At 72.9% G+C, this 23,715-nt stretch carries 20 protein-coding genes; 11 read left to right on the top strand and 9 right to left on the bottom strand.

The window, feature by feature from the left end; all coding sequences use genetic code 11:
• Window positions 1-47 precede the first annotated feature (47 nt).
• Entirely contained in the window at window positions 48-1,694 is a 1,647-nt protein-coding gene (locus UWG_RS0114480; protein WP_029391454.1) for a sensor histidine kinase, read from the bottom strand.
• Between the two features lie 332 nt (window positions 1,695-2,026).
• On the opposite strand from UWG_RS0114480, the gene UWG_RS0114475 reads away from it, so the two are divergent.
• Window positions 2,027-2,893 carry an oxygenase MpaB family protein gene (locus UWG_RS0114475; RefSeq protein WP_016907936.1) on the top strand — a complete coding sequence of 289 codons (867 nt, stop codon included), beginning with the start codon at window positions 2,027-2,029 and terminating at the stop codon, window positions 2,891-2,893.
• Between the two features lie 20 nt (window positions 2,894-2,913).
• Here the strand turns inward: UWG_RS0114475 and UWG_RS0114470 are convergent, their stop codons facing one another.
• Window positions 2,914-4,389 carry a M1 family metallopeptidase gene (locus tag UWG_RS0114470; RefSeq protein WP_016907935.1) on the bottom strand — a complete coding sequence of 492 codons (1,476 nt, stop codon included), beginning with the start codon at window positions 4,387-4,389 and terminating at the stop codon, window positions 2,914-2,916.
• A gap of 177 nt (window positions 4,390-4,566) precedes the next feature.
• On the bottom strand, window positions 4,567-5,463 hold the full coding sequence (locus UWG_RS0114465; RefSeq protein WP_029391453.1) for an FAD-dependent oxidoreductase: 897 nt from the start codon (window positions 5,461-5,463) through the stop codon (window positions 4,567-4,569).
• Between the two features lie 71 nt (window positions 5,464-5,534).
• On the opposite strand from UWG_RS0114465, the gene UWG_RS0114460 reads away from it, so the two are divergent.
• Window positions 5,535-6,242 (top strand): hypothetical protein, encoded by a 708-nt coding sequence (locus tag UWG_RS0114460; RefSeq protein ID WP_016907933.1) that lies wholly within the window; start codon window positions 5,535-5,537, stop codon window positions 6,240-6,242.
• A 62-nt stretch (window positions 6,243-6,304) separates the two neighbouring features.
• Window positions 6,305-6,976, top strand: a complete 672-nt coding sequence (locus tag UWG_RS0114455) for a nitroreductase family protein (RefSeq protein WP_016907932.1) — start codon at window positions 6,305-6,307, stop codon at window positions 6,974-6,976.
• 48 nt (window positions 6,977-7,024) lie between these two features.
• On the opposite strand, the gene UWG_RS0114450 is transcribed toward UWG_RS0114455, so the two are convergent.
• The 3 genes from UWG_RS0114450 to UWG_RS0114440 all read right to left on the bottom strand — a co-directional run bounded on the left by UWG_RS0114450 (window position 7,025) and on the right by UWG_RS0114440 (window position 11,325).
• Complete coding sequence (locus tag UWG_RS0114450; RefSeq protein WP_016907931.1) at window positions 7,025-9,427, bottom strand: Tex family protein; 2,403 nt, start codon at window positions 9,425-9,427, stop codon at window positions 7,025-7,027.
• Window positions 9,428-9,558: 131 nt separating this feature from the next.
• Entirely contained in the window at window positions 9,559-10,422 is an 864-nt protein-coding gene (locus UWG_RS0114445; protein WP_016907930.1) for an SCO6745 family protein, read from the bottom strand.
• Between the two features lie 96 nt (window positions 10,423-10,518).
• Complete coding sequence (locus tag UWG_RS0114440) at window positions 10,519-11,325, bottom strand: enoyl-CoA hydratase/isomerase family protein (RefSeq protein ID WP_016907929.1); 807 nt, start codon at window positions 11,323-11,325, stop codon at window positions 10,519-10,521.
• A 309-nt stretch (window positions 11,326-11,634) separates the two neighbouring features.
• On the opposite strand from UWG_RS0114440, the gene UWG_RS0114435 reads away from it, so the two are divergent.
• Window positions 11,635-12,201: an ATP-binding protein gene (locus UWG_RS0114435; protein ID WP_016907928.1), complete on the top strand. Its 567-nt coding sequence runs from the start codon at window positions 11,635-11,637 to the stop codon at window positions 12,199-12,201.
• 31 nt (window positions 12,202-12,232) lie between these two features.
• On the opposite strand, the gene idi is transcribed toward UWG_RS0114435, so the two are convergent.
• Both idi and galE read right to left on the bottom strand, forming a co-directional pair.
• Window positions 12,233-12,793: an isopentenyl-diphosphate Delta-isomerase gene (idi, locus tag UWG_RS0114430; RefSeq protein WP_016907927.1), complete on the bottom strand. Its 561-nt coding sequence runs from the start codon at window positions 12,791-12,793 to the stop codon at window positions 12,233-12,235.
• 133 nt (window positions 12,794-12,926) lie between these two features.
• Window positions 12,927-13,904, bottom strand: a complete 978-nt coding sequence (gene galE, locus UWG_RS0114425) for a UDP-glucose 4-epimerase GalE (protein WP_016907926.1) — start codon at window positions 13,902-13,904, stop codon at window positions 12,927-12,929.
• Window positions 13,905-14,212: 308 nt separating this feature from the next.
• On the opposite strand from galE, the gene UWG_RS0114420 reads away from it, so the two are divergent.
• From UWG_RS0114420 to UWG_RS0114390, 7 genes are all read left to right on the top strand, one after another.
• A complete protein-coding gene (locus UWG_RS0114420; RefSeq protein ID WP_193386452.1) occupies window positions 14,213-16,033 on the top strand; it encodes a DUF5941 domain-containing protein in 1,821 nt (606 codons plus the stop codon).
• The gene (locus UWG_RS0114415; RefSeq protein ID WP_016907924.1) at window positions 16,030-16,797 is read left to right on the top strand and encodes a phosphocholine cytidylyltransferase family protein; all 768 of its coding nucleotides are present in this window, start codon (window positions 16,030-16,032) and stop codon (window positions 16,795-16,797) included. Before UWG_RS0114420 ends, UWG_RS0114415 begins: the two co-directional genes overlap by 4 nt.
• The gene (locus UWG_RS0114410) at window positions 16,785-17,846 is read left to right on the top strand and encodes an iron-containing alcohol dehydrogenase family protein (protein WP_016907923.1); all 1,062 of its coding nucleotides are present in this window, start codon (window positions 16,785-16,787) and stop codon (window positions 17,844-17,846) included. Before UWG_RS0114415 ends, UWG_RS0114410 begins: the two co-directional genes overlap by 13 nt.
• Complete coding sequence (locus UWG_RS0114405) at window positions 17,824-18,609, top strand: CDP-alcohol phosphatidyltransferase family protein (RefSeq protein WP_193386451.1); 786 nt, start codon at window positions 17,824-17,826, stop codon at window positions 18,607-18,609. The genes UWG_RS0114410 and UWG_RS0114405 overlap by 23 nt, the downstream gene beginning before the upstream one ends.
• A gap of 17 nt (window positions 18,610-18,626) precedes the next feature.
• Window positions 18,627-19,514, top strand: a complete 888-nt coding sequence (locus tag UWG_RS0114400) for a glycosyltransferase family 2 protein (RefSeq protein ID WP_016907921.1) — start codon at window positions 18,627-18,629, stop codon at window positions 19,512-19,514.
• A gap of 81 nt (window positions 19,515-19,595) precedes the next feature.
• Entirely contained in the window at window positions 19,596-20,540 is a 945-nt protein-coding gene (locus UWG_RS0114395; protein WP_016907920.1) for an ABC transporter permease, read from the top strand.
• Window positions 20,527-21,351, top strand: a complete 825-nt coding sequence (locus UWG_RS0114390; RefSeq protein ID WP_016907919.1) for an ABC transporter ATP-binding protein — start codon at window positions 20,527-20,529, stop codon at window positions 21,349-21,351. The genes UWG_RS0114395 and UWG_RS0114390 overlap by 14 nt, the downstream gene beginning before the upstream one ends.
• A 58-nt stretch (window positions 21,352-21,409) precedes the next feature.
• Here UWG_RS0114390 and UWG_RS0114385 read toward each other — a convergent pair whose 3' ends face one another.
• On the bottom strand, window positions 21,410-23,638 hold the full coding sequence (locus UWG_RS0114385; protein ID WP_029391452.1) for an MMPL family transporter: 2,229 nt from the start codon (window positions 23,636-23,638) through the stop codon (window positions 21,410-21,412).
• Window positions 23,639-23,715 lie beyond the last annotated feature (77 nt).

The following is a 23,715-nucleotide window of genomic DNA, read 5'->3' as shown; positions in this document are numbered from 1 at the left end:
GCGCTTCAGCAGGCTCTTCATCAGCCAGGCGAGTGTGCTGTCGGTGGTCATCTGGTGTCTTCCTCCGGACGGGGAGAGGCGTGGATCGGTGCGGTGGCGGAGGGGTCTTCCTCCGGAGCGTCTGACCTCGCGGTCCCGCTCGCACGTCCCCTGACGAGCGGTTGTTCCTCGGGGAGCGGGCCCGATGTCGGCGCGGGCACCTCGTCGGCCCGCCCGCCGTCGGGCCGCTCCGCCCCGGTGCGTTGGACGGCCCGGCGGAACGCGCCGAGCCTCGATCCCGACTCCTCGGCCGTACGTGCGAGCGAGTCGGCTTCCTCCCGCGTCTCCGGGCGCTGCGGGGCCTGGGCGTCGGCGAGTGTCCGGCCGCGGCGGCGCTTCGGCAGACCGCTCGGGCCGACCTCGTCCGGAGTGCGCTCGTGCGATTGCGTTGAGGGCGCGGCCGCGCGGTCGGCGTCGCGTCCGGAGGCGGTCGCCGAGGCCGGCGTCGTGCCGCGGCCGAGCGTTCCACCGTCGGACGAGGCCGCGGCCTCCGCGGGCGGGTCGGTGAGCAGTCCGCGCGGGATGCGGACGAGGACGCCGGTCCCGCCGTGCGCGGAGGGCCGGAAGGCGACCGACAGCCCGTGCTTGCGCGCGAGCCGCCCGACGACGGGCAGCCCGAGCCGCGTCCCCGAGATGCCGGCGAGGTCCTCGGCACCGCCCTGGACGGCCTGTTCGGCACGGCGCAGCGCCACCTCGCCCATGACGAGCCCGCCGTCCTCGATCGTCACGACGGCCCCGGCGGCCACCTCCTCGACGTACACGTGGACTTCGGAGGTCGGCGGCGAGAAGTTCGCCGCGTTGTCCATGAGTTCGGCGAGTACGTGCATGACGCCCTCGGCCGCGTGCCCGGCGATGGCGACGCCGCTGCTCGAATGGAGGCGCACGCGCTGGTAGCCGCCGATCCGCCCCATGGCGCCGCGCAGGATGCTCTCCATGACGATCGGCTTCGCCCAACGCCTGCCGGAGCGCGCGCCGGTGAGCACCGCGATGCAGTCGGCGAGCCGGCCGGCCTGCGCGGTGCGGTGGTCGAGGTGGAGGAGGTCGCCGAGGACCTCTTCTTCGGTGTGGCGGTGCTCCATCTCCCGCAGGTCGGCGGCCATCCCCGTGGCGAGTGCCTGCATCCGCCCCGCCGCGTTGGCCGCTGCGGCGATGGCGGAGGCGCGGCGTGCCTCACCTCTGTGCACCTCGGTGGCGAGGGCTTCGAGTATCTTGCGGTGCGCCTCGTTCTCCGTCGGGGGCGCGGCGGCGAGGGCGGTCTCGGCGGAGCTGCCGTTGCGCAGCTTCTCGACGACGAGGGGCACGACGCGGTCGGCGAGGGTCCGGTCGGCGGCCTGCCGCGCGGCGATCTCCGACTGCAGCGCGAGGTTGTCCGCACGCGCGGCGGAGAGCATCCGGCGCAGGCTCTCGCCGGTGAAGCGCGCGTGCGCGAGGAGCGTCGCGGCACCGCAGAAGACGACGCCGACGAGGACGCCCGTCCAGACCACGGCGGCGTGCGCGGAACTCGGCGTCAGCGCCAGAGCGAGGAGGCAGCCGCCGGCGGCGACGACGACGGCGACCAGCAGCACGAGCGCCGTGCGCGGCGCGATGCCCGCACCCTGACGGTCGACGGGCACAGGGGCGGCCAGCGTAGGGGGCGGCGGTATCTCTGTGGTCATCTGTGGGGGGTCCTTGGGGACGGAGGCGGTCAGGGGTCAGCCGAGCCGCGCGAGTTCCCGGTCATGGTCCGATCAACGTGGCCCCAATATAGGTGAGTTAGCGATCAGCGGGCCATGTTCGGGTCGAGCGCCCGACCGTAAGTTACTCGACGGTTCTTCTCCCTCCGACACCGCGGACAGCACCCGCCCGGATCTCCCCGCGACGGACGGACGGGGCCGGAGGAGGCAGCGTACGCACCCGGCTCGGCGCGGAGAAGCGGAACGTGCAACCCCACGTGCGGACAACGGTCTTCGAACGGGCGCGCCGACCGCAGGGCAGGCACCATGGAGGCATGGAAGAGGCAGCACCCCGCCCGCCGCAGCCCGGCGGCCCGCTCTGGGAGATCGCCGGAGAGGCGAGGGCACTGCTGATGCTGCCTTCGGCCCTCGCGCTCCAGGTCGCGCACCCGGCCGTGGGCGCGGGTGTCGACGAGTGGTCGGTCTTCCGCACCGACCCGTGGGGCCGCGGCGAACGCTCCCTGCGCTCGCTGCTCACCTGGGTCTACGGCGGCGAGGAGGCCGCCGCCGAGGGCCGCCGCCTGCGCCGGATGCACGCCCACATCAACGGCACCGACGTGCACGGCCGCCCCTACCGCGCCCTCGACCCGGCCAACTACTCCTGGGTCCACACCACCGGGTTCCCCGTCTACCGCCACGGGATGCGGTACCTCGGCCGCCGCCCCTACACGGCGCAGGAGGAGCGGCGGCTCTACGCGGAGTGGCTCGACGTGGGGCGCGTGCTGGGCCTGCGCGAGCAGGACATGCCGCAGACCGTCGAGGAGTTCTGGCCCGTCTACCTCAGAACCCTCGACGAGGTGATCAAACCGACGCCCGTCGCCCGCGAACTCACCGCCCTGGACCGCACGGTGCCTCCGCCGGACCGCGGCCCCCGGCTCGTCCGCGCGGTGGCGCGCGCCTGCTGGCCGCTGGCGGTCCGGGGGTTCGCGCGCCTGCGCCGCTTCCTCACGGTCGGGCTGCTCCCGCCGGAGGCCCGCCGCGCGCTCGGGCTCGAGTGGAGCGCGCGGGACGAGCGCCGGCTGCGCCGGCTCGGGAGGGCCGTCGCGCTCGTCGTACCGCTCCTCCCCGAGCGGCTGCGGTACCTGCCGTACGCGCGCCGGGCCCGCGCGGCCGCCCGCACGCGGCTGCGTCCCGTTGACTGAGCCGGCGGGCCCGGCGTCCCTCAGTGGCCGTGCCGCTCGGCCGTGTGCATCCGCTGCCAGGACTTCGGTTGCTGCGCCGTGCGCTTCTGCTGGGCGAAGGGCGCGTCCTTCGGCTTCGACGGGGTGTGGAGCCAGGTGCGGAAGAGGCCGCGCAGGTCCTTTCCGGAGACGCGCTCCGCGTAGCGGCGGAAGTCCTGCACCGTGGCGTCGCCGCCGCCTCGCTCCTGCGGCCATCCCTTGAGGACGGCGAAGAAGGCGTTGTCGCCGATCTCCTGACGGAGCGCCTGCACCGCCATGGCGCCGCGGTCGTAGACGGCGTCGTGGAACTGGTTCTCCGGTCCCGGGTCTCCCGGCTCGACCTTCCAGAACTCGTCGTCGGCCTCGTGCGAGTCGTAGGCGTAGGCGGCGAGTTCGCGTGCCGTCCCCTCGCCCTCGTCCTCGGACCAGAGCCACTCGGCGTACGCGGCGAACCCCTCGTTGAGCCAGATGTCCTGCCACCGGCTGACCGAGACGCTGTCGCCGTACCACTGGTGCGCCAACTCGTGCACGATCACCGAGACGTTGGCCCCCGAGGCGAACTGTGCCGGGCTGTAGAACGGCCGGGTCTGCGTCTCCAGCGCGAAGCCGGTCTCGGTGTTCGGAACGTAGCCGCCGACCGCGTCGAAGGGGTAGCGGCCGAGGTACTTCTCCAGCCAGGCCGTCACCTCCGCGGTCCGCTCCACGCTCGCACGCGCCGCCTTGTCCAGCTCGCCGAGGTCCTTGCTGTACGCGTTGAGGACGGGCAGGCCGCGGCGTGCCTCGTCCTCGACGACGTCGAACCTGCCCACGGCGAGCGTCGTCAGGTACGTCGCCTGCGGTGCGGTGGCGCGCCAGGTGGACCTCGTCCAGCCGCCGGACGAACGCTCGCCGAGGAACCGGCCGTTGCTGATCGCCTGGGTGCCGTCGGGGACGAAGACGTTGATGTCGTACGTCGCCTTGTCCGTGGGGTGGTCGTTGCTGGGGTACCACCACCAGGCGGCCTCGGGCTCGTTCGCGGCGATGCCGCCGTCCTTCGTGCGGTGCCAGGCGGTGACGCCGTCCACCTTCACCTTCGACGGGACGCCCGCGTACCGCACGACGACGGTGAGTCGCTCGCCCTCGGCGACGGGGCGGGCCGGGGTCACCTCCAGCTCGTGGTCGCCCGTCGCGGCGAAGCGTGCGGCTCTGCCGTTGACGCGGACCTCCTCGACGTCGAGTGCGAAGTCGAGGTTGAACCGGGAGAGGTCCTGGGTGGCGGTGGCGAGCAGGGTCGCGGTCCCCCGCAGGCGGTCGGTCTTCGGCTGGTACCGCAGGCGCAGGTCGTAGTGGGAGACGTCGTAGCCCCCGTTGCCGTAGTCCGGGTAGTACGCGTCGCCGGCGCCCGGGGCGCCCGGTGACGGTGCGGCGGCCGAGGCGGGCACCGCGAGCAGCAGTGCGGCCGTGAGCGCGGTCGGAACGGCGGTGAGTCCGTGACGCACGTGTCCTCCAACATCGCAGCGGGTCGGTCCGGCTTCGGATGCCTGACCGGTGTCCCGGTCGGGAGGCTATGCACTGCCCGGCCGTCGGACGGCCCGCGCCGTGGCCCTTCATCCGATTGCCATATGCATGTGATCCCCCGTCACCTCCGCGCCGATGCGGGGGTCCCACGGGGACGGTCAGGCGGCGTCCACGAGCCGTGCGACCCGGCGCGCACACCCCCAGGCGACGGTGACTCCCGCGCCCCCGTGCCCGTAGTTGTGCACGCACCGGGTCCTTCCGTCCGCCATCGTCTCGGCGTCGAGACGCACCCGGGGGCGGAACGGCCGCAGCCCGACGCGGTGCCCCAGCACCCGCGCCTCGGCGACCTCGGGGCGGACGGCGGCGCAGCGGCGGATGATCCACTCGGCCGTCGTGCTCTCCGGCTCCCTCGACCACGCACCGTCCTGCGCGGTTCCGCCGAGCAGCAGGCCCGAGGGGTGCGGCAGCAGGTACGTCGTCTCCTCGGCTTCGCCTCCGGCGTCCGCGTACCACTCCTCGACGCCCGGGTTCTCCACGACGACCAACTGCCCGCGTACGGGGCGCACTTGCGGGTCGGGGACGAGCCGGCGCGCGCCCATCCCCGTGCAGTTGACGACGGCCGGCGCCGCACCGGCCGCCTCACCGAGCGTCGCGAGTTCCCGCCGTTCGACGGCGCCGCCGGCCGCCACCAGCCGTCGCCGGAGATAGGGCAGGTACACGCTCATGTCCACGAGCGGAGTGCGCGGGGGAGTGCCGGTCAACTCCGCCCAGCGCGGCGGGACGCCGCCCACCATCGTCCCCCGCACCAGCCGCACCCCGGTGGCCCGCGGCTCCTCGGCGAGCGCGGCGAAGAGCGGGAAGGACTCGACGGCCCACTCCAGCGCCTCCTCCTCCGGCGCGATCCGGTACGGCCAGACAAGCCCGCCGGCGACAGCGGACGTGGTCTCCCCCTCGAACTCCGCGCTCCACACCGTCACTTCACGACCCTGCTCCGCGAGGACGACGGCGGACGTCAACCCGACGACCCCGCCCCCCACCACCACGACGTCACTCATGCAGGTGACGGTAGCCGCTCGGAAGGCCACGAGGCGCGGAACCGGCCCGCCCGGCGGGGATACTCCGGCACATGTACGGCGAGTACGCGTACGGCGGATACGTGACGTTTCCCCTCCGGCCCCCGAGCCCCGGTCAACACACCCCGCCCGCAAGGGAGTCGGGCGGACGCACGCTGCCACTCGGCGGGGCCGCCGCTTTCTCCGCCCGCGGCGAACCCTCGTCGGAGGGCGCACCAGCAGGGCGCGCCCCCTGCGTACGCGTCCTGTTGGTGGCCGAGCGCCCCGCCGTGATGTACGGGCTCGCACGGGCGCTGCGCCGGGCCGGGTCCGGCGCGGAGCTGGCCCGCGACCTCGGCACCGTCGCACGCCGCGAGCTGCGGAGCTACCGTGCCGTTGCGCTGCCCGAGTGCGCACGCGGCCGACTCCGCTGCGTCGAGCGGGCGTTGGAGGACGCCGGCGCGTCCGCACGGGTGGCCGTCGTCGACACCGGGCTGCCTCCCGTGGCGCTCGCGCAGGTCCAATCCGCGTTGCAGAACGGCGGGTTGGGGCTGCGTGCCCTCTCCGGCGAGGTGCGCGTCCTGCTGACACGGGCGGCACCCGTCGGCGTCGAGGTGCACCGCAGGGACCGGCTGCGCAGGCTGCGGACCCACCGCCTGTGCACGCCCACCGTGCTCCCGCCCGGCGAGAGCCGCCTCGTGCTGCCGCCGGGCGCCCGGCGCCGGGGCTACGCCGTGGCGCGCGCGGGCGCCGCGGTCCGCGTGGCCGAGCTGCCCGACTGACGCCCGCAGCAAGGGGGTCGGGCCCTCTTCTCCCTACGACGCGCCTGTGGTGTGCTGCCCGCATGACCGCAACCGAGACACCGGGCCCCCTCCCGACCGTCCCGCTGCGCCCGCGGCCGGTCCCGTCCGGCGAGGCCGTGGCGCGCGCCACGGCGTTCCACGAGACGATGGCCCGCCGCCGGACCGTCCGGGAGTTCGACACCCGTCCGCTCCCTGAGGGCGTGGTGGAGTGGGCGGTGCGCACGGCGGCGACCGCGCCCAGCGGCGCCCACGTCCAGCCGTGGCGCTTCGTCGTCCTCACCGACCCCGAACGCAGGCGCCGGCTGCGGGAGGCCGCCGAGGCGGAGGAGCGGGAGTTCTACGGGCGCCGCGCCTCCGAGGAGTGGCTGACAGCGCTCGCCCCGCTCGGCACGGACGCGGAGAAGCCGTTCCTGGAGCAGGCGCCCGCCGTGATCGTCGTCTTCGAGGTGCACAAGGGTCCCCGCACACCGCGCCCTTACTACGTCAAGGAGTCGGTCGGCATCGCCGTCGGGCTGCTCCTCGCCTCGCTCCACCAGGCCGGCCTCGCGACGCTCACGCACACGCCGAGCCCGATGCGCTTCCTCAACGAGGTGTGCGACCGCCCGCCCGAGGAGCGGGGCGCCTACGTGATCCCGGTCGGCTACCCGGCACCGGGCGTACGCGTGCCCGACCTCACCCGCAAGCCGCTCGAAGAGGTCATGGTCCGGCTCTGACGGGCGAGCAGCCGACGCACGGCCCGCGAGGCCGCCCGCCCGTCCGGCTCAGGCGAGCCCGGCCCGCTTGAGCGCCTCGGCCATCTCGTTGTTCTGCGGCGCCGTCCCGGAACCGCCGCCGCGGCCACCGCGGTTGGCGCCCTTCGCCGCGCCCTTGCCGCCCTTGTCGCCCTTGTCGCGCTTGCGCCCCTGGCCGCCGCCCTGCCCGGAAGCGGCACCCTGGCCCGAGCCGCGCTGGCGCGGGGCCCGCCGCTCGCCGCGTGCCGGCTCCTCGTCGAGGCGCATGGTGAGGGAGATCCGCTTCCGCGGCTCGTCCACCTCGACGACGCGCACGTGCACGATGTCGCCCGGCTTCGCCACGTCCCGCGGGTCGTTGACGAACTCCTGCGACATCGCCGAGACGTGGACGAGGCCGTCCTGGTGCACACCGACGTCGACGAACGCACCGAAGGCGGCGACGTTGGTCACGACGCCCTCCAGCACCATCCCCGCCTGAAGATCGGAGATCTTCTCCACGCCTTCTTTGAACCGCGCGGTGCGGAAGTCCGGCCGCGGGTCGCGGCCCGGCTTCTCCAGCTCGCGCAGGATGTCGGTGACAGTGGGGAGCCCGAAGCCGCTCTCCTGGGAGACGAACTCCCGCGGGTCCAGGGCACGCAGCGCCGAGGTGTTGCCGATCAGCTCCGGCACGTCCGTCCCGGCGGTGCGCACGATGGTGCGGACCAGCGGGTACGCCTCGGGGTGCACGGAAGAGGAGTCGAGCGGGTCCTCGCCGTCCCGGATGCGGAGGAACCCGGCGCACTGCTCGAACGCCTTGGGCCCGAGCCGCGCGACGTCCTTGAGCTCCGTGCGGCTCTTGAACGGGCCGTTGGTGTCCCGGTGCGCCACGATGTTCTCGGCGAGCGTCGCGCCGATCCCCGAGACGCGCGAAAGCAGCGGCGCCGAGGCGGTGTTGGCGTCGACGCCAACGCCGTTGACGCAGTCCTCCACGACGGCGTCGAGCGAGCGCGAGAGCTTGCTCTCGGCGAGGTCGTGCTGGTACTGCCCGACGCCGATCGACTTGGGGTCGATCTTCACCAGCTCGGCGAGCGGGTCCTGGAGCCGCCGGGCGATGGAGACGGCGCCGCGGTGCGCGACGTCGAGTTCGGGCAGCTCCTGGGAGGCGTAGGCCGACGCCGAGTAGACCGAGGCGCCCGCCTCCGAGACCGTCACCTTCGTCAGGTTCAACTCCGGCCGCAGCGACACCAGTTCACCCGCGAGGCGGTCCGTCTCACGGGAGGCGGTGCCGTTGCCGATCGCGACGAGCTCGACGCCGTGCTGCTCGGCGAGGGCGGAGAGCTTCGCCAGCGCCTCGTCCCACTTCTTCTGCGGCGCGTGCGGGTAGATCGTCTCCGTCGCCGCCACCTTGCCCGTGGCGTCGACGACGGCGACCTTCACGCCGGTACGCAGCCCGGGGTCGAGGCCGAGGGTGGCGCGCGCTCCGGCGGGGGCGGCGAGGAGCAGATCGCGCAGGTTGGCGGCGAAGACCCGTACGGCCTCGTCCTCGGCGGTGGTACGCAGCCGCAGCCGCAGGTCGATGCCGAGGTGGACGAGGATGCGGGTGCGCCAGGACCAGCGGACGGTCTCGGCGAGCCAGGCGTCGGCGGGCCGTCCGCGGTCCTCGACGCCGAACCGGTGCGCCACGGCGCGCTCGTAGGCGTTGGGCCCCGGGCCGTCCTCGTCGTCGGGGGTCTCGGGCCGCAGCGTGAGCTCCAGGACGTCCTCCTTCTCGCCCCGCAGCATCGCCAGCACCCGGTGCGAGGGGAGTTCGGTGAAGGACTCGGCGTAGTCGAAGTAGTCGGAGAACTTCGCGCCCTGCTCCTCCTTGCCCTCGCGCACCGCGGCGACGAGCCGGCCGCGCTCCCACATCCGCTCGCGGAGCTCACCGAGCAGGTCGGCGTCCTCGGCGAACCGCTCGGCGAGGATCGCACGGGCGCCCTCCAGCGCCGCGGACGCGTCGGCGACCCCCGCGTCGGCGTCGACGTAGGCGGACGCCGCCTCCAGCGGCTCGACCGAGGGGTCGGAGAGGAGCCCCTCGGCGAGCGGTTCGAGGCCGGCCTCGCGGGCGATCTGCGCCTTGGTGCGGCGCTTCGGCTTGTAGGGGAGGTAGATGTCCTCCAGCCGCGCCTTGGACTCGGCGGCGCGGATCTGCGCCTCCAGCTCCTCGGTGAGCTTCCCCTGGGACCGCACGGAGGTCAGGATCGTCTCCCGGCGCTCCTCCAACTCCCGCAGGTAGCGCAGGCGTTCCTCGAGGGCGCGCAACTGCGCGTCGTCGAGTGACTCCGTCGCCTCCTTGCGGTAGCGGGCGATGAACGGCACTGTCGACCCGCCGTCCAGCAGCTCGACCGCGGCCGCAACCTGCCGCTCGCGTACGCCGAGCTCCTCGGCGATCCTGCCTTCGATGGTCGTCGTCACGATGGTCTGTTCCGCCTTCTCGGTGCTGTGGTCCCCCGGTACGCCGCATTGTGGCAGGCTGCGCCGCGCGGTGGCGGTCCGACCCGGCAGGGCACACCGAACGGGGGCCCCGCACCCGGCCGCGTGTGCCGTCAGCCCTTGCCGAAGAGGCCCTGCGGGAAGGCGCCCGCTTCGGTGACGGCCGCGCTCAGGCCGCGCCCCAACTCGGTGAGCCTGGCGACGCGTTCGGCGCCCAGGTGTTCGTAGGGACGGGCGTCGAGACGGTCCGTCTCCTCCTCCAGCTCGGTGCGGAGCGCGGCGCCGTCGGCCGTCAGCTCGCCCTGCTCGTCGAGGAGTTCCCGCTCCATCAGGCGGCTGCGCGCCGACTCCCAGTCCTTCTCGCTGTACCCCCGGGTGCCGAGCACCCACTTGGGCGCCATGCCCCTGCCCGTCGCCGTGTGCGTCACCAGTGCCTCCAGCGGGTCGAGCCCGACCTGCTGGAGCATCGCGATGTGGACGTCCCCGCGGTGCTCGCGCAGCAGCGTCGCGGCGTGCCAGAGCGCGAGGTGTGCCGGTTCGGGGACGGGGAGTTCGGCGTTGCCGGCGTAGAGCGGACGGCCGGGCCGGCTGCACCCTTCGGCTGCGCGCAGCGCCAGCTCCGCGGCCTCGGCGACCTCGGGGGAGGCGAGCGTCTCGGCGCCCAGCAGGTCACGGAGCGTCGCGTCGACGGCGCGCAGCCTCGCGGCGAGGACGGTGTCCGGCGAGGCGTACTCCCAGACCTCGGGCACGAAGCGGGCTATGAGGGTGTGGTTGAAGTTGTAGAAGGTGGCGGTGACCGCGCCGGCTCCCACGGCACCCAACGGGGCTGCTCGCGCGGCGAGATAGCAGGCGGTGGCGTCGTCGATGCCGTAGGGCGCGAGGTGGCCGCCGAGGTGCGAACCGAAGTACAGGGTGCTGTGCAGCGGGTTGAGCGCGTTGTGGCACCGGCGTCCGGCGCGCTCGGGGAGTGGTGTCATGGGTTCACGCTACCCATAGGTAATCGGTAGCTGAAGGGCCGACCGGAAGTGGACGCGGACGGGCCGCGGCCGCCGGCACGTGCGAGGGAGGCGGCGTCAGCGGGTCCAGCGGAACCGCGGCTCCCGCCGTTCGAGGAACGCCGCGACGCCCTCGGCCGCCTCGCCGCGGGTGCGCTGCTGCTCCTGCCAGTACGTTTCCCGGCGCGGGCCGGTGTCGGACGCGGCCTCCTTCGCGGCCTCCTGGGTCAGCCGCGAGCGCCGCGCCAGCACCGCGGCGAACTCGGCGATGCGCGCGTCGAGTGCGCCGGGCGCGTGGACCTCGTCGACGAGCCCGTAGGCGAGGGCCTGCCGCGCGCCGATCAATTCGCCGGAGAAGAGGAGGTACTTGGCGCGAGCCGGGCCGAGCAGCCGTACGAGGCGCCCGGTCGAGCCCGCCGGGTAGACGAGGCCGAGCTTCGCAGGGGTGACGCCGAAGAGCGCGTCCTCGTCGGCGAAGCGCAGGTCGCATGCGGCCGCGAGCTGGCAGCCACCGCCGACGCAGTGCCCCCGTACGGCGGCGACCGTCGGCGCGGGGAACCCGGCGAGCGCCTCTTCGGCCGCGGCCGCCGACTCCTGCTGCTCCTCGGGGGCGTGGCGCAGTGCGGCGATGTCGGCGCCGGCGCAGAAGGTGCTCCCTGCGCCGGTGAGGACCAGCGTGCGTACCGCGGTGTCGCGCGCCAACTCGGCGAGCAGCGGCGGGAGTGCGCGCCACATCGCCGGCGTCATGGCGTTGCGCTTCGCCGGGTGGTGGAGGGTGAGGGTGGCGACGCCGTCGCGGACCGTCGTGTGGACCGCCGCGTCCGCCTGGCCGTCGGCGGGCGGCCCGCCGGCCTCGTGCGGACCGGCTGTGCTCGCCGTCTCCATGCGGGAAGGGTAGCGGGCGCGGTCCGCCGCCGAGCGCGCGGGGGCTTGGTGTCCCGGCGCGGCGGCACCACCGGTTCAGGGCCGTCGGGAGAACGGTTGTACGTGCGGAGGAACGGTGAAAATGCGGTCCCAGCACGCCAACGACGGTCGCGAAACTGAGCGCTGCGAAAGTCTGTTGTCAAATGCCATCGATAAGTGCCGACTTGCGGTCAGGAGGTCGGAGACGCCCCGGCAAGTGCCAACACTCATATGCAAGTGCATCTGCAAGAACACTCAACGACGGAACACGGACGAGAGCGGGGTGCTCAGATGGAGAGCCGCGGTGGACATCCGCCCGGCAAGGCAGCCGTCGCGCAGGCCCTCACGGCGGTGGGCGAGGGCCAACTCGCCCCCGCGGGGCCGGCACTGGCGGAGGCACCCGCGAAAGGCGCCGTCCCGCCGCGGGTGCCCGAGGGTGTCTGGCGCTTCACCGCCGCCTCGCAGGACTCCGCCGTGCCCGAGCTGCGCCACAAGGTCGAGGACCTGCTGGTGCGTCAGGCCGGTCCCGGCCGGCGCTTCGACGACGAGCTGCTGCAGAGCGTGCTGCTGATCGTCTCCGAACTCGTCACCAACGCGGTCCGGCACGCCGCCCTGCTCTCGCCCCGGGTCGGTGTCGAGATCGCGCTGCACGGCGGATGGCTGCGCATCGGCGTCGAGGACCGCCACCCCTACCGCCCCAAGGCGCTCGCCGCCGACCCGGACATGGAACACACCAGCGGGCGCGGCCTGTTCCTCGTCAGGGCCGTGACGACGGAGGCCGGCGGCGTCTGCGACGTCGAGCCCACGACCGACGGCGGCAAGGTCGTCTGGGCGGCGCTGCCCGTCCCGAGGCGATGAGCCCGCGCCCGCGAGGCGCGGGACGCGGAGCTCACCAGCCGGCAGCGTCCCCCGTCACTTCCTGGATGACGGGCCGGGCCGCGTCGAGCACCGTCATGAACCAGGTGGAGAACGGCCCGTCCGCGTGGAGCTTCTCCAGTTCCTGCGGCGTGACGAAGGCGGTCTCGCAGATCTCCTCGGGGTCCGGCGCCGGGGGAGCGGTGACCAGCCCTGTGAAGAGGTGGTTGAACTCCTGCTCGACGAGGCCGGAGGACGGGTCGGGGTGGTTGTAGCGGACCGTGCCCGCTTCGCAGAGCAGCGAGGGCGCGACACCCAGCTCCTCGGTGACGCGACGCGTCGCCGCGAGGAACGGCTGCTCCTGCGGGTAGGGATGGCCGCAGCAGGTGTTCGACCACACCCCGGGCGAGTGGTACTTCGAGAGGGCACGGCGCTGGAGCAGCAGCCGCCCCTCCGTGTCGAAGAGGAAGACGGAGAAGGCCCGGTGGAGGCGTCCCGGGGGCTGGTGGGCCGAGAGCTTCTCCGCGGTGCCGACCGTCGCGCCGTCCTCGTCGACCAGTTCGAGCATGATCGGTGCCGCTGAGTCGTTCGCCATCTTCATCCTTCTGCCGGGGCCTGCTGTACAGCGCGCCCCAGTCTGCCGTACTGCCGGGCGCGAACGCGCCTCGTGAACGAGGATGTCCGCTCGGTGTCCGAGCGCGACACGCTGCCTTCGCTTTCTGCCGACGTCAGCGCATTTCCGGATGGCGCAACTGCCACCCCCGCCACGCCGACTCCACCATCGCGTGCACCCCGTGCCGCGGTTCCCACCCCAGTCTCGTCCGCGCCCGCTCGGCGAGCGCCACCACCCGCGCCGGGTCCCCCGGGCGCCGCTCGACGACCTCGGCGGCGGGCTCGGCGATACCGGTCACCTCGGCGACGAGGTCGGCGAGTTGGCGTACCGAGACGCCGCTGCCCGTGCCGATGTTGAGCGTGAGGTCCCCGCCGCCGTCCGGCGCGAGCGTGCGCGCCGCGGCGAGGTGCGCGTCGGCGAGGTCGGCGACGTGGATGTAGTCGCGGACGCAGGTGCCGTCCTCGGTCGGGTAGTCGCCGCCGAAGATCCGCGGGGCCTCGCCGAGCGTGAGCGCCTCGAAGAACATCGGGATCACGTTGGACTTGCCGACGTCGCCGAGGCCGGGCTCGGCGGCCCCCGCGACGTTGAAGTACCGCAGGCAGGCTGTGGAGATACCGTGCGCACGGCCCGCGTCGCGCACCAGCCACTCGCCGGCGAGCTTCGTCTCGCCGTAGGGATTGATCGGGAGGCACGGAGCCTCCTCGGTGACCAGGTCCGCCTCGGGCATGCCGTACACGGCCGCGGACGAGGAGAGGACGAACCGGCCGACGCCGGCGGCCACGACCGCCTCCAACAGCACCGTGAGGCCGTGGACGTTCTCGCGGTAATAGAGGAGGGGCTGCTCCACCGACTCCCCGACCTGCTTCCGCGCTGCGAGATGGATCACTCCGCTCACGCCGTGCTCCGCGAAGACCCGGTCGAGCAGCGCGCGATCCGAGACGCTGCCGCGGACCACGGGGACGTCGTCGGGCAGGCGCTCGGCGAAGCCGCTGGAGAAGTCGTCGAGAACGGCGGTGCGTTCGCCCGCGGAGCGCAGGGCCCGGGCCACATGGGCGCCGATGTAGCCGGCCCCACCGGTGATCAACCACGTCATGCCGGAACCCTAACCGGGCCGCGGAGCGCGCGCCGGGCGGCTGCGGGGACCGGCGAAGGGCGCCGGTTGTGGGCCGCAGCACTGATCCCCCATGCTGTCCCCGCACAACTGTGCAGGGTGTCCGCCGGGTGGCCGGTGCACCGTGGTGCGGATGAACGTGCGGTGAAGGCACCTCCCGTCGATCGGATACTCTCTGCCGACGTGCGGCCCGCCCCCCGAACGGGCGACGGCCTGCCCTGTCCGCTGCCTCAGTCTCCCCCGGGGGCTCCGAAGGCGCGTGGACGCCCGTTGCCAAGGAGTGAGTTCGTCTGTCGACCGCCATCCTCACCGGCCCGCCGGTCGCCGGCTCGTCGCTCGAAAGCGACCTGCGCGCGCTCGGGTTCGACGTGCGCGCCGCGGGCAGCGCCGTCGACGTGCCGATGCTCCTCGACGAGGTGCCGGCCGGGCGCCGGGTCGCCCTCGTCGACCCGGCGTTCGTCGGTCACCTCCACAGCCTGCGCCTCGCCCTCACCGACCCGCGCTTCCCCGCGGGCTCGGTCCCCGGCGCGCTCACCGTCCGGCCGGAGGCACGCGCCGCGCTCGACCGCGCGCTCGCCTCCGCGCCCGTGCGCGCGCCGGGCGGCGGACAGCCGGCGGAGCCGCTCCCCGACGAGGCGGCTGCGGCCCTGCAGGAGGTGGGAGTCGGGGTGCACCGTCCCGAACTCGGCGTCCTCGTCGCCGAGGTGGCGCACGACGACGACCAACGCGCGGCCGCACAGCGGTCGGTGGACGCCGTCGACGGCGAGGACGTCCGCCTGCGCTCCGCCGTGAAGGCCCGCGACGGGTTCTTCACCACCTTCTGCGTCAGCCCGTACTCGCGCTACCTCGCCCGCTGGAGCGCACGCCGCGGCCTGACGCCGAACCAGGTCACGACCGCCTCCCTCGTCACGGCGCTGATCGCGGCCGGCTGCGCAGCCACCGGCAGCCGCCTCGGCTTCGTCGCCGCGGGGCTGCTGCTCCTCGGCTCCTTCGTACTCGACGCCACCGACGGCCAACTCGCCCGCTACGCACTGAAGTACTCCACTCTCGGAGCCTGGCTCGACGCCACCTTCGACCGGGCCAAGGAGTACGCCTTCTACGCCGGCCTCGCACTCGGCGCGGCACGCAGCGACCCCGCCGACGACGTATGGGCGCTGGCGCTCGGAGCGATGGTGCTCCAGACGGTCCGGCACGTCGTCGACTTCTCCTTCACCGAGGCCAACCACGACGCGCAGGCCAACACCAGCCCGACGGCGGCGCTCTCCGAGAGGCTCGACAACGCCGGCTGGACGATCTGGCTGCGCCGCATGGTGGTTCTCCCCATCGGCGAACGCTGGGCCCTGATCGCGGTGTTGACCGCGCTCACCACCCCCCGGATCACGTTCGTCGTGCTGCTCGTCGGCTGCGCCCTGGCGGCGTGCTACACCACGGCGGGCCGCGTGCTGCGCTCGCTCACCCGCAGGGCGCACCGCACCGACCGCGCGGCGCGCGCGCTCGCCGACCTCGCCGACAGCGGCCCCCTCGCCGAAGCCGCCTCCCGCCTCCTCGGCGACCGCAGGCTCCCGGGGCCCGCGGCACCGGCGCTCGCCTTCGCCGGCGGTGCCCTCGTCGCGGCCGTCGCCGCCTTCGCGCCGCTCGGCACCGTGTGGCCGCTGCTCGCCGCGCTGGGCTACGCGCTCCTCGCGGGGCTGGCCGTGGCGGCGCCGCTCAAGGGCCCGCTCGACTGGCTCGTCCCGCCGGCCCTCCGCGCCGCCGAGTACGGGACCGTGCTGCTGCTCGCCGCCCGCGCGGAGTCGCCGGGGGCGCTTCCCGCGGCCTACGGCCTCGTGGCCGCTGTCGCCTACCATCACTACGACACGGTGTACCGCATCCGCGGTGGCACCGGAGCGCCGCCGCACCTGCTGGTGCGGGCGATCGGGGGTCAGGAAGGACGCACCCTGGCGGCCACGCTCGCCGCCGCTCTGTGGCTGCACGGCGCGGGGCAGGGCTTCACCGTCGCGCTGACCGCGCTCGCCGCGGTCATCGCCGCCGTGGTGCTCATCGAGAGCATCCGTTTCTGGGTGTCCTCACACGCACCCGCTGTACACGACGAATCAGGAGAACCCGCATGATCGGCCTCGTGCTGGCCGCCGGCGCCGGCAGGCGTCTGCGCCCCTACACCGACACCCTGCCCAAGGCCCTCGTGCCCGTCGTCGGGCCCGAGGGAGGCTCCGAGGAGGGCGGCGCCGAGGCGAAGACCGTCCTCGACCTGACGCTGGCGAACTTCGCCGAGGTCGGCCTCACCGAGGCCGCGGTCGTCGTCGGGTACCGCAAGGAGGCGGTCTACGAGCGCAAGGAGGCGCTGGAGGCGAAGTACGGCGTCAAGCTCCGCCTGATCGACAACGACAAGGCCGAGGAGTGGAACAACGCCTACTCCCTGTGGTGCGCGCGCGAGGTCTTCAAGGAGGGCGTGCTCCTCGCCAACGGGGACACCGTCCACCCGCCGTCGGTCGAGCGCACCCTGCTCGCGGCACGCGGTGAGGGCAAGAAGATCGTCCTCGCTCTCGACGCCGAGAAGAAGCTCGACGAGGAGGAGATGAAGGTCGTCGCGGGCGATTCCGGCGTCCGCAGGATCACCAAGCTGATGGACCCGGACGAGGCCGTCGGCGAGTACATCGGCCTCACCCTCATCGAGCCCGAGGCGGCCGAGGAACTCGCCGACGCGCTCAAGGCGACCTTCGAGAAGGACCCGCAGCTCTACTACGAGGACGGCTACCAGGAGCTCGTCGACCGCGGCTTCCGCATCGACACCGCTCCCATCGGCGACGTCGCGTGGGTCGAGATCGACAACCACGACGACCTCGCCAAGGGAAGGGAGATCGCGTGCCGGTACTGACCCGCCTCATCCCGTCCCCCGTCGTCGTCGACATCCGCTCCGGCGCGCTGGACAACCTGGCGGGCCTGCTGGCCGATCAGCGCATCTCCTCCAACGGCCAGCTCGCCTTCGCCATCAGCGGCGGCTCGGGTGCCGCGCTGCGCGAGCGGTTCGGCCCCGCGCTGCCGCAGGCGAGCTGGTACGAGGTCGGCGGCGGCACGATCGACGACGCGATCAAGCTCGCGGACGCCATGAAGTCCGGGCGCTACGACGCGGTCGTCGGCCTCGGCGGCGGCAAGATCATCGACTGCGCCAAGTTCGCCGCGGCGCGGCTCGGCATGCCGCTCGTCGCCGTCGCGACCAACCTCTCCCACGACGGCCTCTGCTCGCCCGTCGCCACCCTCGACAACGACGCGGGCCGCGGCTCCTACGGGGTGCCCAACCCGATCGCGGTCGTCATCGACCTCGACGTCATCCGCGAGGCCCCCGAGCGGTACGTCCGCTCCGGGATCGGCGACGTCATCTCCAACATCTCGGCCGTCGCCGACTGGGAGCTGGGCCACCGCGTGCGCGGCGAGGACTTCGACGGGCTCGCCGCCGCCATGGCGCGCCAGTCCGGCGAGGCGGTGCTGCGCCACCCGGGCCGGGTGCCGGAGGACGCGTTCCTCAAGGTGCTCGCCGAGGGGCTCGTGATGACCGGCATCTCGATGTCGGTCTCCGGCGACAGCCGCCCCGCCTCGGGTGCCTGCCACGAGATCAACCACGCCTTCGACCTGCTCCACCCCAAGCGCGCCGCGAGCCACGGCGAGCAGTGCGGGATCGGCGCGGCCTTCGCCACGTACCTGCGGGGCGACAGGGAGACCTCGCGGCTCATGGCCGAGGTGCTGCGGCGCCACGACCTCCCGGTGCTGCCGACCGACATCGGCTTCGACGCCGACGAGTTCGTCAAGGTCGTCGAGTACGCACCGCAGACCCGGCCGGGGCGCTACACCATCCTCGAACACCTCGACCTCCAAGCCGACCAGATCAGGGACGCCTACGCCGACTATGCGCAAACCATCGCCAGCTGAACTCCGTCCGGTCGTGCACCCCGAGGGGGTCAAGGACCGGAGGAGCGGTGAGCACTGGGCCGGACGCCTGTACATGCGGGAGCTCTCGCTGCGGGTCGATCCGTACCTGGTCAACTCCCGGATCACGCCGAACCAGCTCACGTACCTCATGGTCGTCGCGGGTGTCCTCGCCGGCGCCGCGCTGCTGGTGCCCGGGCTCACCGGGGCGATCCTCGGCGCGCTGCTGATCCAGCTGTACCTGCTGCTGGACTGCGTCGACGGGGAGGTGGCCCGCTGGCGGAAGCAGACCTCCATCACGGGCGTCTACCTCGACCGCGTCGGCCACTACCTCAGCGAGGCCGCCCTGCTGGTCGGCTTCGGTATCCGCGGTGCCGACGTCTTCCACCAGCAGGGCGCCTCCACCGACTGGCTCTGGGCGTTCCTCGGGACGCTCGCGGCGCTCGGCGCGATCCTCATCAAGGCCGAGACCGACCTCGTCGATGTGGCCAGGACGCGCAGCGGCCTGCCCGCGGTGCAGGACGAGGCGGCCGTGCCGCGCTCCTCGGGGCTCGCTCTGGCGCGCAAGGCGGCGGCGGCGCTCAAGTTCCACCGGCTCGTCGGCGGCGTCGAGGCGTCGCTGGTGATCCTCGCCGTCGCCGTCGTCGACGCCGTCGCGGGCGGGCTCTTCTTCACCCGCCTCGGCATCGCGGTGCTCGCGGCGATCGCGGTGGTGCAGACGCTGCTCCACCTCGTCTCGATCCTCGCCTCCAGCAGGCTCAAGTGAACGCGGGAGGTACCGGGATGCGCCTGGGAGCCGTCGTCCTCACGATGGGCAACCGGCCGGAGGAGCTGCGCGCGCTGCTGGGCTCCGTCGCCGCGCAGGCCGGTGACCCGGTCGAGGTGGTGGTCGTCGGCAACGGCGTGCGGCTGCCCGAACTGCCGGAGCTGCCGGGCGGCTTGCGCACCGTCGAGCTCCCCGAGAACCTCGGCATCCCCGGGGGACGGAACGTCGGCATCGAGGCGTTCCGCCCCGAGGGCGGCGAGTTCACCGTCGACGCGGTCCTCTTCCTCGACGACGACGGATTCCTGCCCGAGACGGACACGGCGGAGCGGGTCCGCGAGACGTTCGCCGCCGAAGCGGACCTCGGCATCATCAGCTTCCGCATCGCCGACCCGGAGACGGGCCGCACCCAGCGTCGCCATGTCCCCCGGCTGCGCGCCTCGGACCCGCTGCGCTCCTCGCGCGTCACCACCTTCCTCGGGGGCGCCAACGCGGTGCGCAGCGAGGTGTTCGCCCAAGTCGGCGATTTGCCCGGCGAGTTCTTCTACGCCCACGAGGAGACGGACCTCGCCTGGCGCGCCCTCGACGCCGGTTGGGGCATCGCCTACCGCCCCGACATGGTGCTGCACCACCCCACGACCCCCCCGAGCCGGCACGCGGTCTACCACCGCATGGTCGCGAGGAACCGGGTGTGGCTCGCGCGGCGCAACCTTCCCGCCGTGCTGGTGCCTGTGTACGTCGGCGTCTGGCTGCTGCTCACCCTGCTGCGACGGCCGTCGGGCGCGGCGTGGAAGGCTTGGTGGGGCGGCTTCCGGGAAGGTTGGCGTACGCCGTGCGGGCCCCGCAGGCCGATGCGGTGGCGCACCGTGTGGCGGCTGACCCGGCTGGGGCGCCCTCCGGTGATCTGACAAGCTCTGATCTGAGACCATCCATGTGCGAGCGGTCTTGAGCCCATGACACTGCGCAGTGTGAGGACGAGAGTTTCCAAAGTGAGCGAGACATCCCACCAGGGTGCGGCGGACGTGACGCCCCCGCCGTCGCCCGACGACCGGCTCTCCAGTGCCGAACTCGCCGCCAAGTACGGCCTGTCGGTGAGCGGGGCGCGGCCCTCGCTGGTCGAGTACGTACGTCAGCTGTGGTCGAGGCGCCACTTCATCCTGGCCTTCTCCCGCGCCAAGCTGACGGCCCAGTACAGCCAGGCGAAGCTGGGCCAGCTCTGGCAGGTGGCCACCCCGCTGCTCAACGCGGCGGTGTACTTCTTCATCTTCGGCATCCTGCTGGGCGGCCGCAAGGGCACCCCTGGCGGCCAGGAGAACTACATCCCCTTCCTGGTCACCGGCGTCTTCGTCTTCACCTTCACCCAGACCTCCGTGCTCAACGGGGTGCGGGCGATCTCCAGCAACCTCGGACTCGTCCGGGCGCTGCACTTCCCGCGGGCCGCGCTGCCGATCTCGATCTCCCTCCAGCAGCTCCAGCAGTTGCTCTACTCGATGATCGTCCTCGTCGTCATCCTGCTGGGCTTCGGGCAGTTCCCGACGTGGTCGTGGCTGATCGCGGTGCCGGCGCTCGGCTGTCAGCTCCTGTTCAACACGGGGATGGCGCTGATCATGGCGAGGATGGGCAGCAAGACGCCCGACCTCGCGCAGCTCATGCCGTTCGTGATGCGTACCTGGATGTACGCGTCGGGCGTGATGTTCCCGCTCGACTACATGCTCCGGGTGCGCGCCGGGGCTCCCGAGTGGCTGATCAGCGTCGCGCAGTGCAACCCTGCCGCGGTCTACATGGACCTGATGCGGTATGCGTTCATCGACGACTTCACGGGTGCCTACCTGCCGCCGCACGTCTGGGTGCTGGCGCTCGGTTGGGGCCTGCTGGTGGGCATCGGCGGATTTGTTTTCTTCTGGAAGGCGGAGGAGCGTTATGGCCGTGGCTGAGGAGACCGAGCGCGGCGAGCCGGCGGCCGAGACCGCCGGACGCCCGGCGGAGCCCTGGGTCCCCACCGTCATCGCGGAGGATCTCGACATCGTCTACCGGGTCTACGGCGGCTCCAAGGGCAAGGGCAGCGCGACGGCCGCGCTCAACCGGATCGTCCGGCGCAAGCCGGGCGGCGGCGTCCGCGAGATCCACGCGGTGAAGGGCGTCAGCTTCACCGCATACCGCGGACAGGCGATCGGCCTCATCGGCTCCAACGGCTCGGGCAAGTCGACGCTGCTGAAGGCCATCGCGGGCCTGCTGCCCGCGGAGAGCGGCAAGGTCTACTCGGACGGGCAGCCCTCGCTGCTCGGCGTCAACGCCGCGATGATGAGCGACCTCACGGGCGAGCGGAACGTGATACTCGGCGGTCTCGCGATGGGTATGTCCCGCGAGGAGATCCAGGCGCGTTACCAGGGCATCGTCGACTTCTCCGGCATCCAGGACAAGGGCGACTTCATCACGCTCCCGATGCGCACCTACTCCTCCGGCATGGCGGCGCGCCTGCGGTTCTCCATCGCCGCGGCGAAGCAGCACGACGTCCTCATGATCGACGAGGCGCTGGCGACCGGCGACAAGAAGTTCCAGAAGCGCTCCGAGGCCCGCATCCGCGAACTGCGGAAGGAGGCGGGCACCGTCTTCCTCGTCAGCCACAACAACAAGTCCATCAGGGACACCTGCGAGCGGGTGCTGTGGTTGGAGAAGGGCAAGCTCGTCCAGGACGGGCCGACGGAGGAAGTCCTCAAGGAGTACGAGAAGTTCACAGGCAAGTAGGCACCGTCGGACGAGGCCCCCGCTGGGGAGCGGGGGCCTCGCCGTGCGCGGGGCGTGGTCAGACGCCGGCGTGCGTGGGCCGCTCCTCGATCCGTGCCGGCGCCGGCTGCGTCACGGCTGCCTCCTCGGAGAGGCCGATGCGCCGGTGGAGCCGTTTCAACGGCGCCGGTGCGTACCAGGCGGCGGGCCCCAACAGCCGGATCGCGGCGGGGACGAGGACGCCGCGCACGGCGACGGCGTCGATCAGGATCGCCAACCCGCTGCCGAGCCCGAACATCTGGAGGAAGCTGACGCTCCCGCTGGCGAAGGCGAAGAAGCTCACCGCGAGCAGCCCCGCGGCCATGGTGACGATCCGCCCGGTCCGCGACAGCCCCCCGACGACGGCCGTGCGCCCGTCGGCCCCGCCCTCGTGGAACTCCTTGATGCGGCTGGTGACGAAGACCTCGTAGTCCATGGAGAGGCCGAAGACGATGCAGAACATCAGCACCGTCATCGAGGTGTCCATCGGCATGGGCGTGAACCCGAGCAGCGAGGAGAGGTGGCCCTCCTGGAAGACCCAGACCATCGCGCCGATCGACGCGGTCAGACTCAGCCCGTTGAGCACCAGGGCCCGGAGCGGCTGCACCACGCTGCCGGTGAAGAGGAAGAGCAGCACGAAGGTGGTGGCGACGACGAGTCCGATCGCGGCGGGCAGCCGGTCGCCGATCGACTGCCGCGAGTCGACGAGTTGGGCGTCCCGCCCGCCGACGAGCGCCTCCTGCCCCGGCGCCGGAACCTCCCGTACCTGAGAGACGAGGCGGCGTGCGGCGTCGGACCCGGTCTCCGCGGAGGTCGTCGCCGTGAACTGCCGCGCGTCGCCCGCCGCGAGCGCGGCCTCGGCGGGGCCGGGGCCGCGTACCTGCGTGCCGTCGCGGTAGGTGCCGGTCGGTCCGTGCACCTGCGCGACGCCGTCGAGCCGGGAGAGGCGCGAGGCGTACCGGGTGAGCGCGGCGTCGCTCTCGGCCTTCTCGACGACGATCTGCATGCCGGTCGCGTCGGTGCCGGGGAAGTGGTCCGCCATCGCCGTCGAGACCTGCCGGCTCTCGGCCCCGGGCGGCAGCACCCGCTCGTCCGGACTCCCGAACGCGGCCCCGAGCAACGGCGAGGCGACGAGGAGCAGCACCCCGAGCACGGGCAGCGCCGTCATCGCGGGACGCCGGAAGACGAGCGCGGCGAGCCGTCCCCAGAACGGCGCGTCGGGACGGCTGACGGTGCCGGCCCACGGCAGCCGAGCGCGCCCCGGGCGGACCCGCTCCCCGACCACGGAGAGCAGTGCGGGCACGACGACCAGCGCCGACAGCGCCGCGATGGCGACGACTCCGATGCCGGCGTAGGCGAAGGAGCGCAGGAAGAACTGCGGGAAGAGCAGCAGCGCGGAGAGCGCGGCGACGACGGTGGCGGAGGAGAAGACGATGGTCCGGCCCGCGGTGCGCACCGTGGTCCGCAGCGCGTCCGCGACGTCGCCGCCCTCGCCGAGCCGCTCGCGGAAGCGGCTGACGAGCAGCAACCCGTAGTCGATGCCGAGCCCGAGGCCGAGTGCCGTGGTGAGGTTGATGGCGAAGACGGAGACGTCGGTGACGCTGCCGAGCAGGTACAGCTCGGCGAAGGTGCCGACGACGGCGATGAGTCCGATGGCGAGCGGCAGCAGCGCGGCGAGGAAGCTTCCGAACGCCAGCACGAGGAGTACGAGGGTGACGGGCACGGCGATCGTCTCGGCGAGCGCGAGGTCGCTCGACACCTGCGCGGAGACGTCCCGGTTGAGCGCGGCCCCGCCGCCCGACTGCACCCGGAGCGGGCCGGCTTCGCCGCTCCAGCGGCCGGTGACCGCCTCCGTGCGGTCCTCGACGGTGGTCGAGCCGCCCTGGACATGGGCGAGGATCAGCGCCTTCCCGCCGTCCCGCGAGACGAGCCCGCCGCCTCCCGGACCCCAGTAGGAGGCGACGTGGGATATGTGCTGCTCGGCTTCGAGACCGGCGGTGAGCTTCTCGCCGGCCCGGCGGACGGCGGCCGAGTCGAGGCCGCCTTCCTGCGGCTCGACGAGGAGGACGAGGTTGGGCTCGCCCCCGAACCGCTCGTCGATGAGCACCCTCGCTCTGTCGGAGGGCGAGGACGGGTCCTCGAACCCTCCGCTCTGGAGCTTGCCGAAGGCCCCCGCGCCGAGAGCGCCCATCGCCACGACGGCGACGGCGGCGAGTACCAGCACTCCGCGTGCGTGCCGGTGGATGAATGACGCGAGTCGTCCTAACACGTGGTGTCCCCCGTGGGAAATGAGATGTGTACAGCGTCAACATGTAAGATTCCAGGGGAAGTTAATGGTGTCAACTT

The sequence above is a fragment of the Streptomyces xiaopingdaonensis genome (assembly GCF_000262345.1).
Taxonomy (GTDB): domain Bacteria; phylum Actinomycetota; class Actinomycetes; order Streptomycetales; family Streptomycetaceae; genus Streptomyces; species Streptomyces xiaopingdaonensis.
The sequence above is the reverse complement of the archived record's forward strand: the minus strand, read 5'-3'. Positions and strand labels throughout refer to the sequence as shown.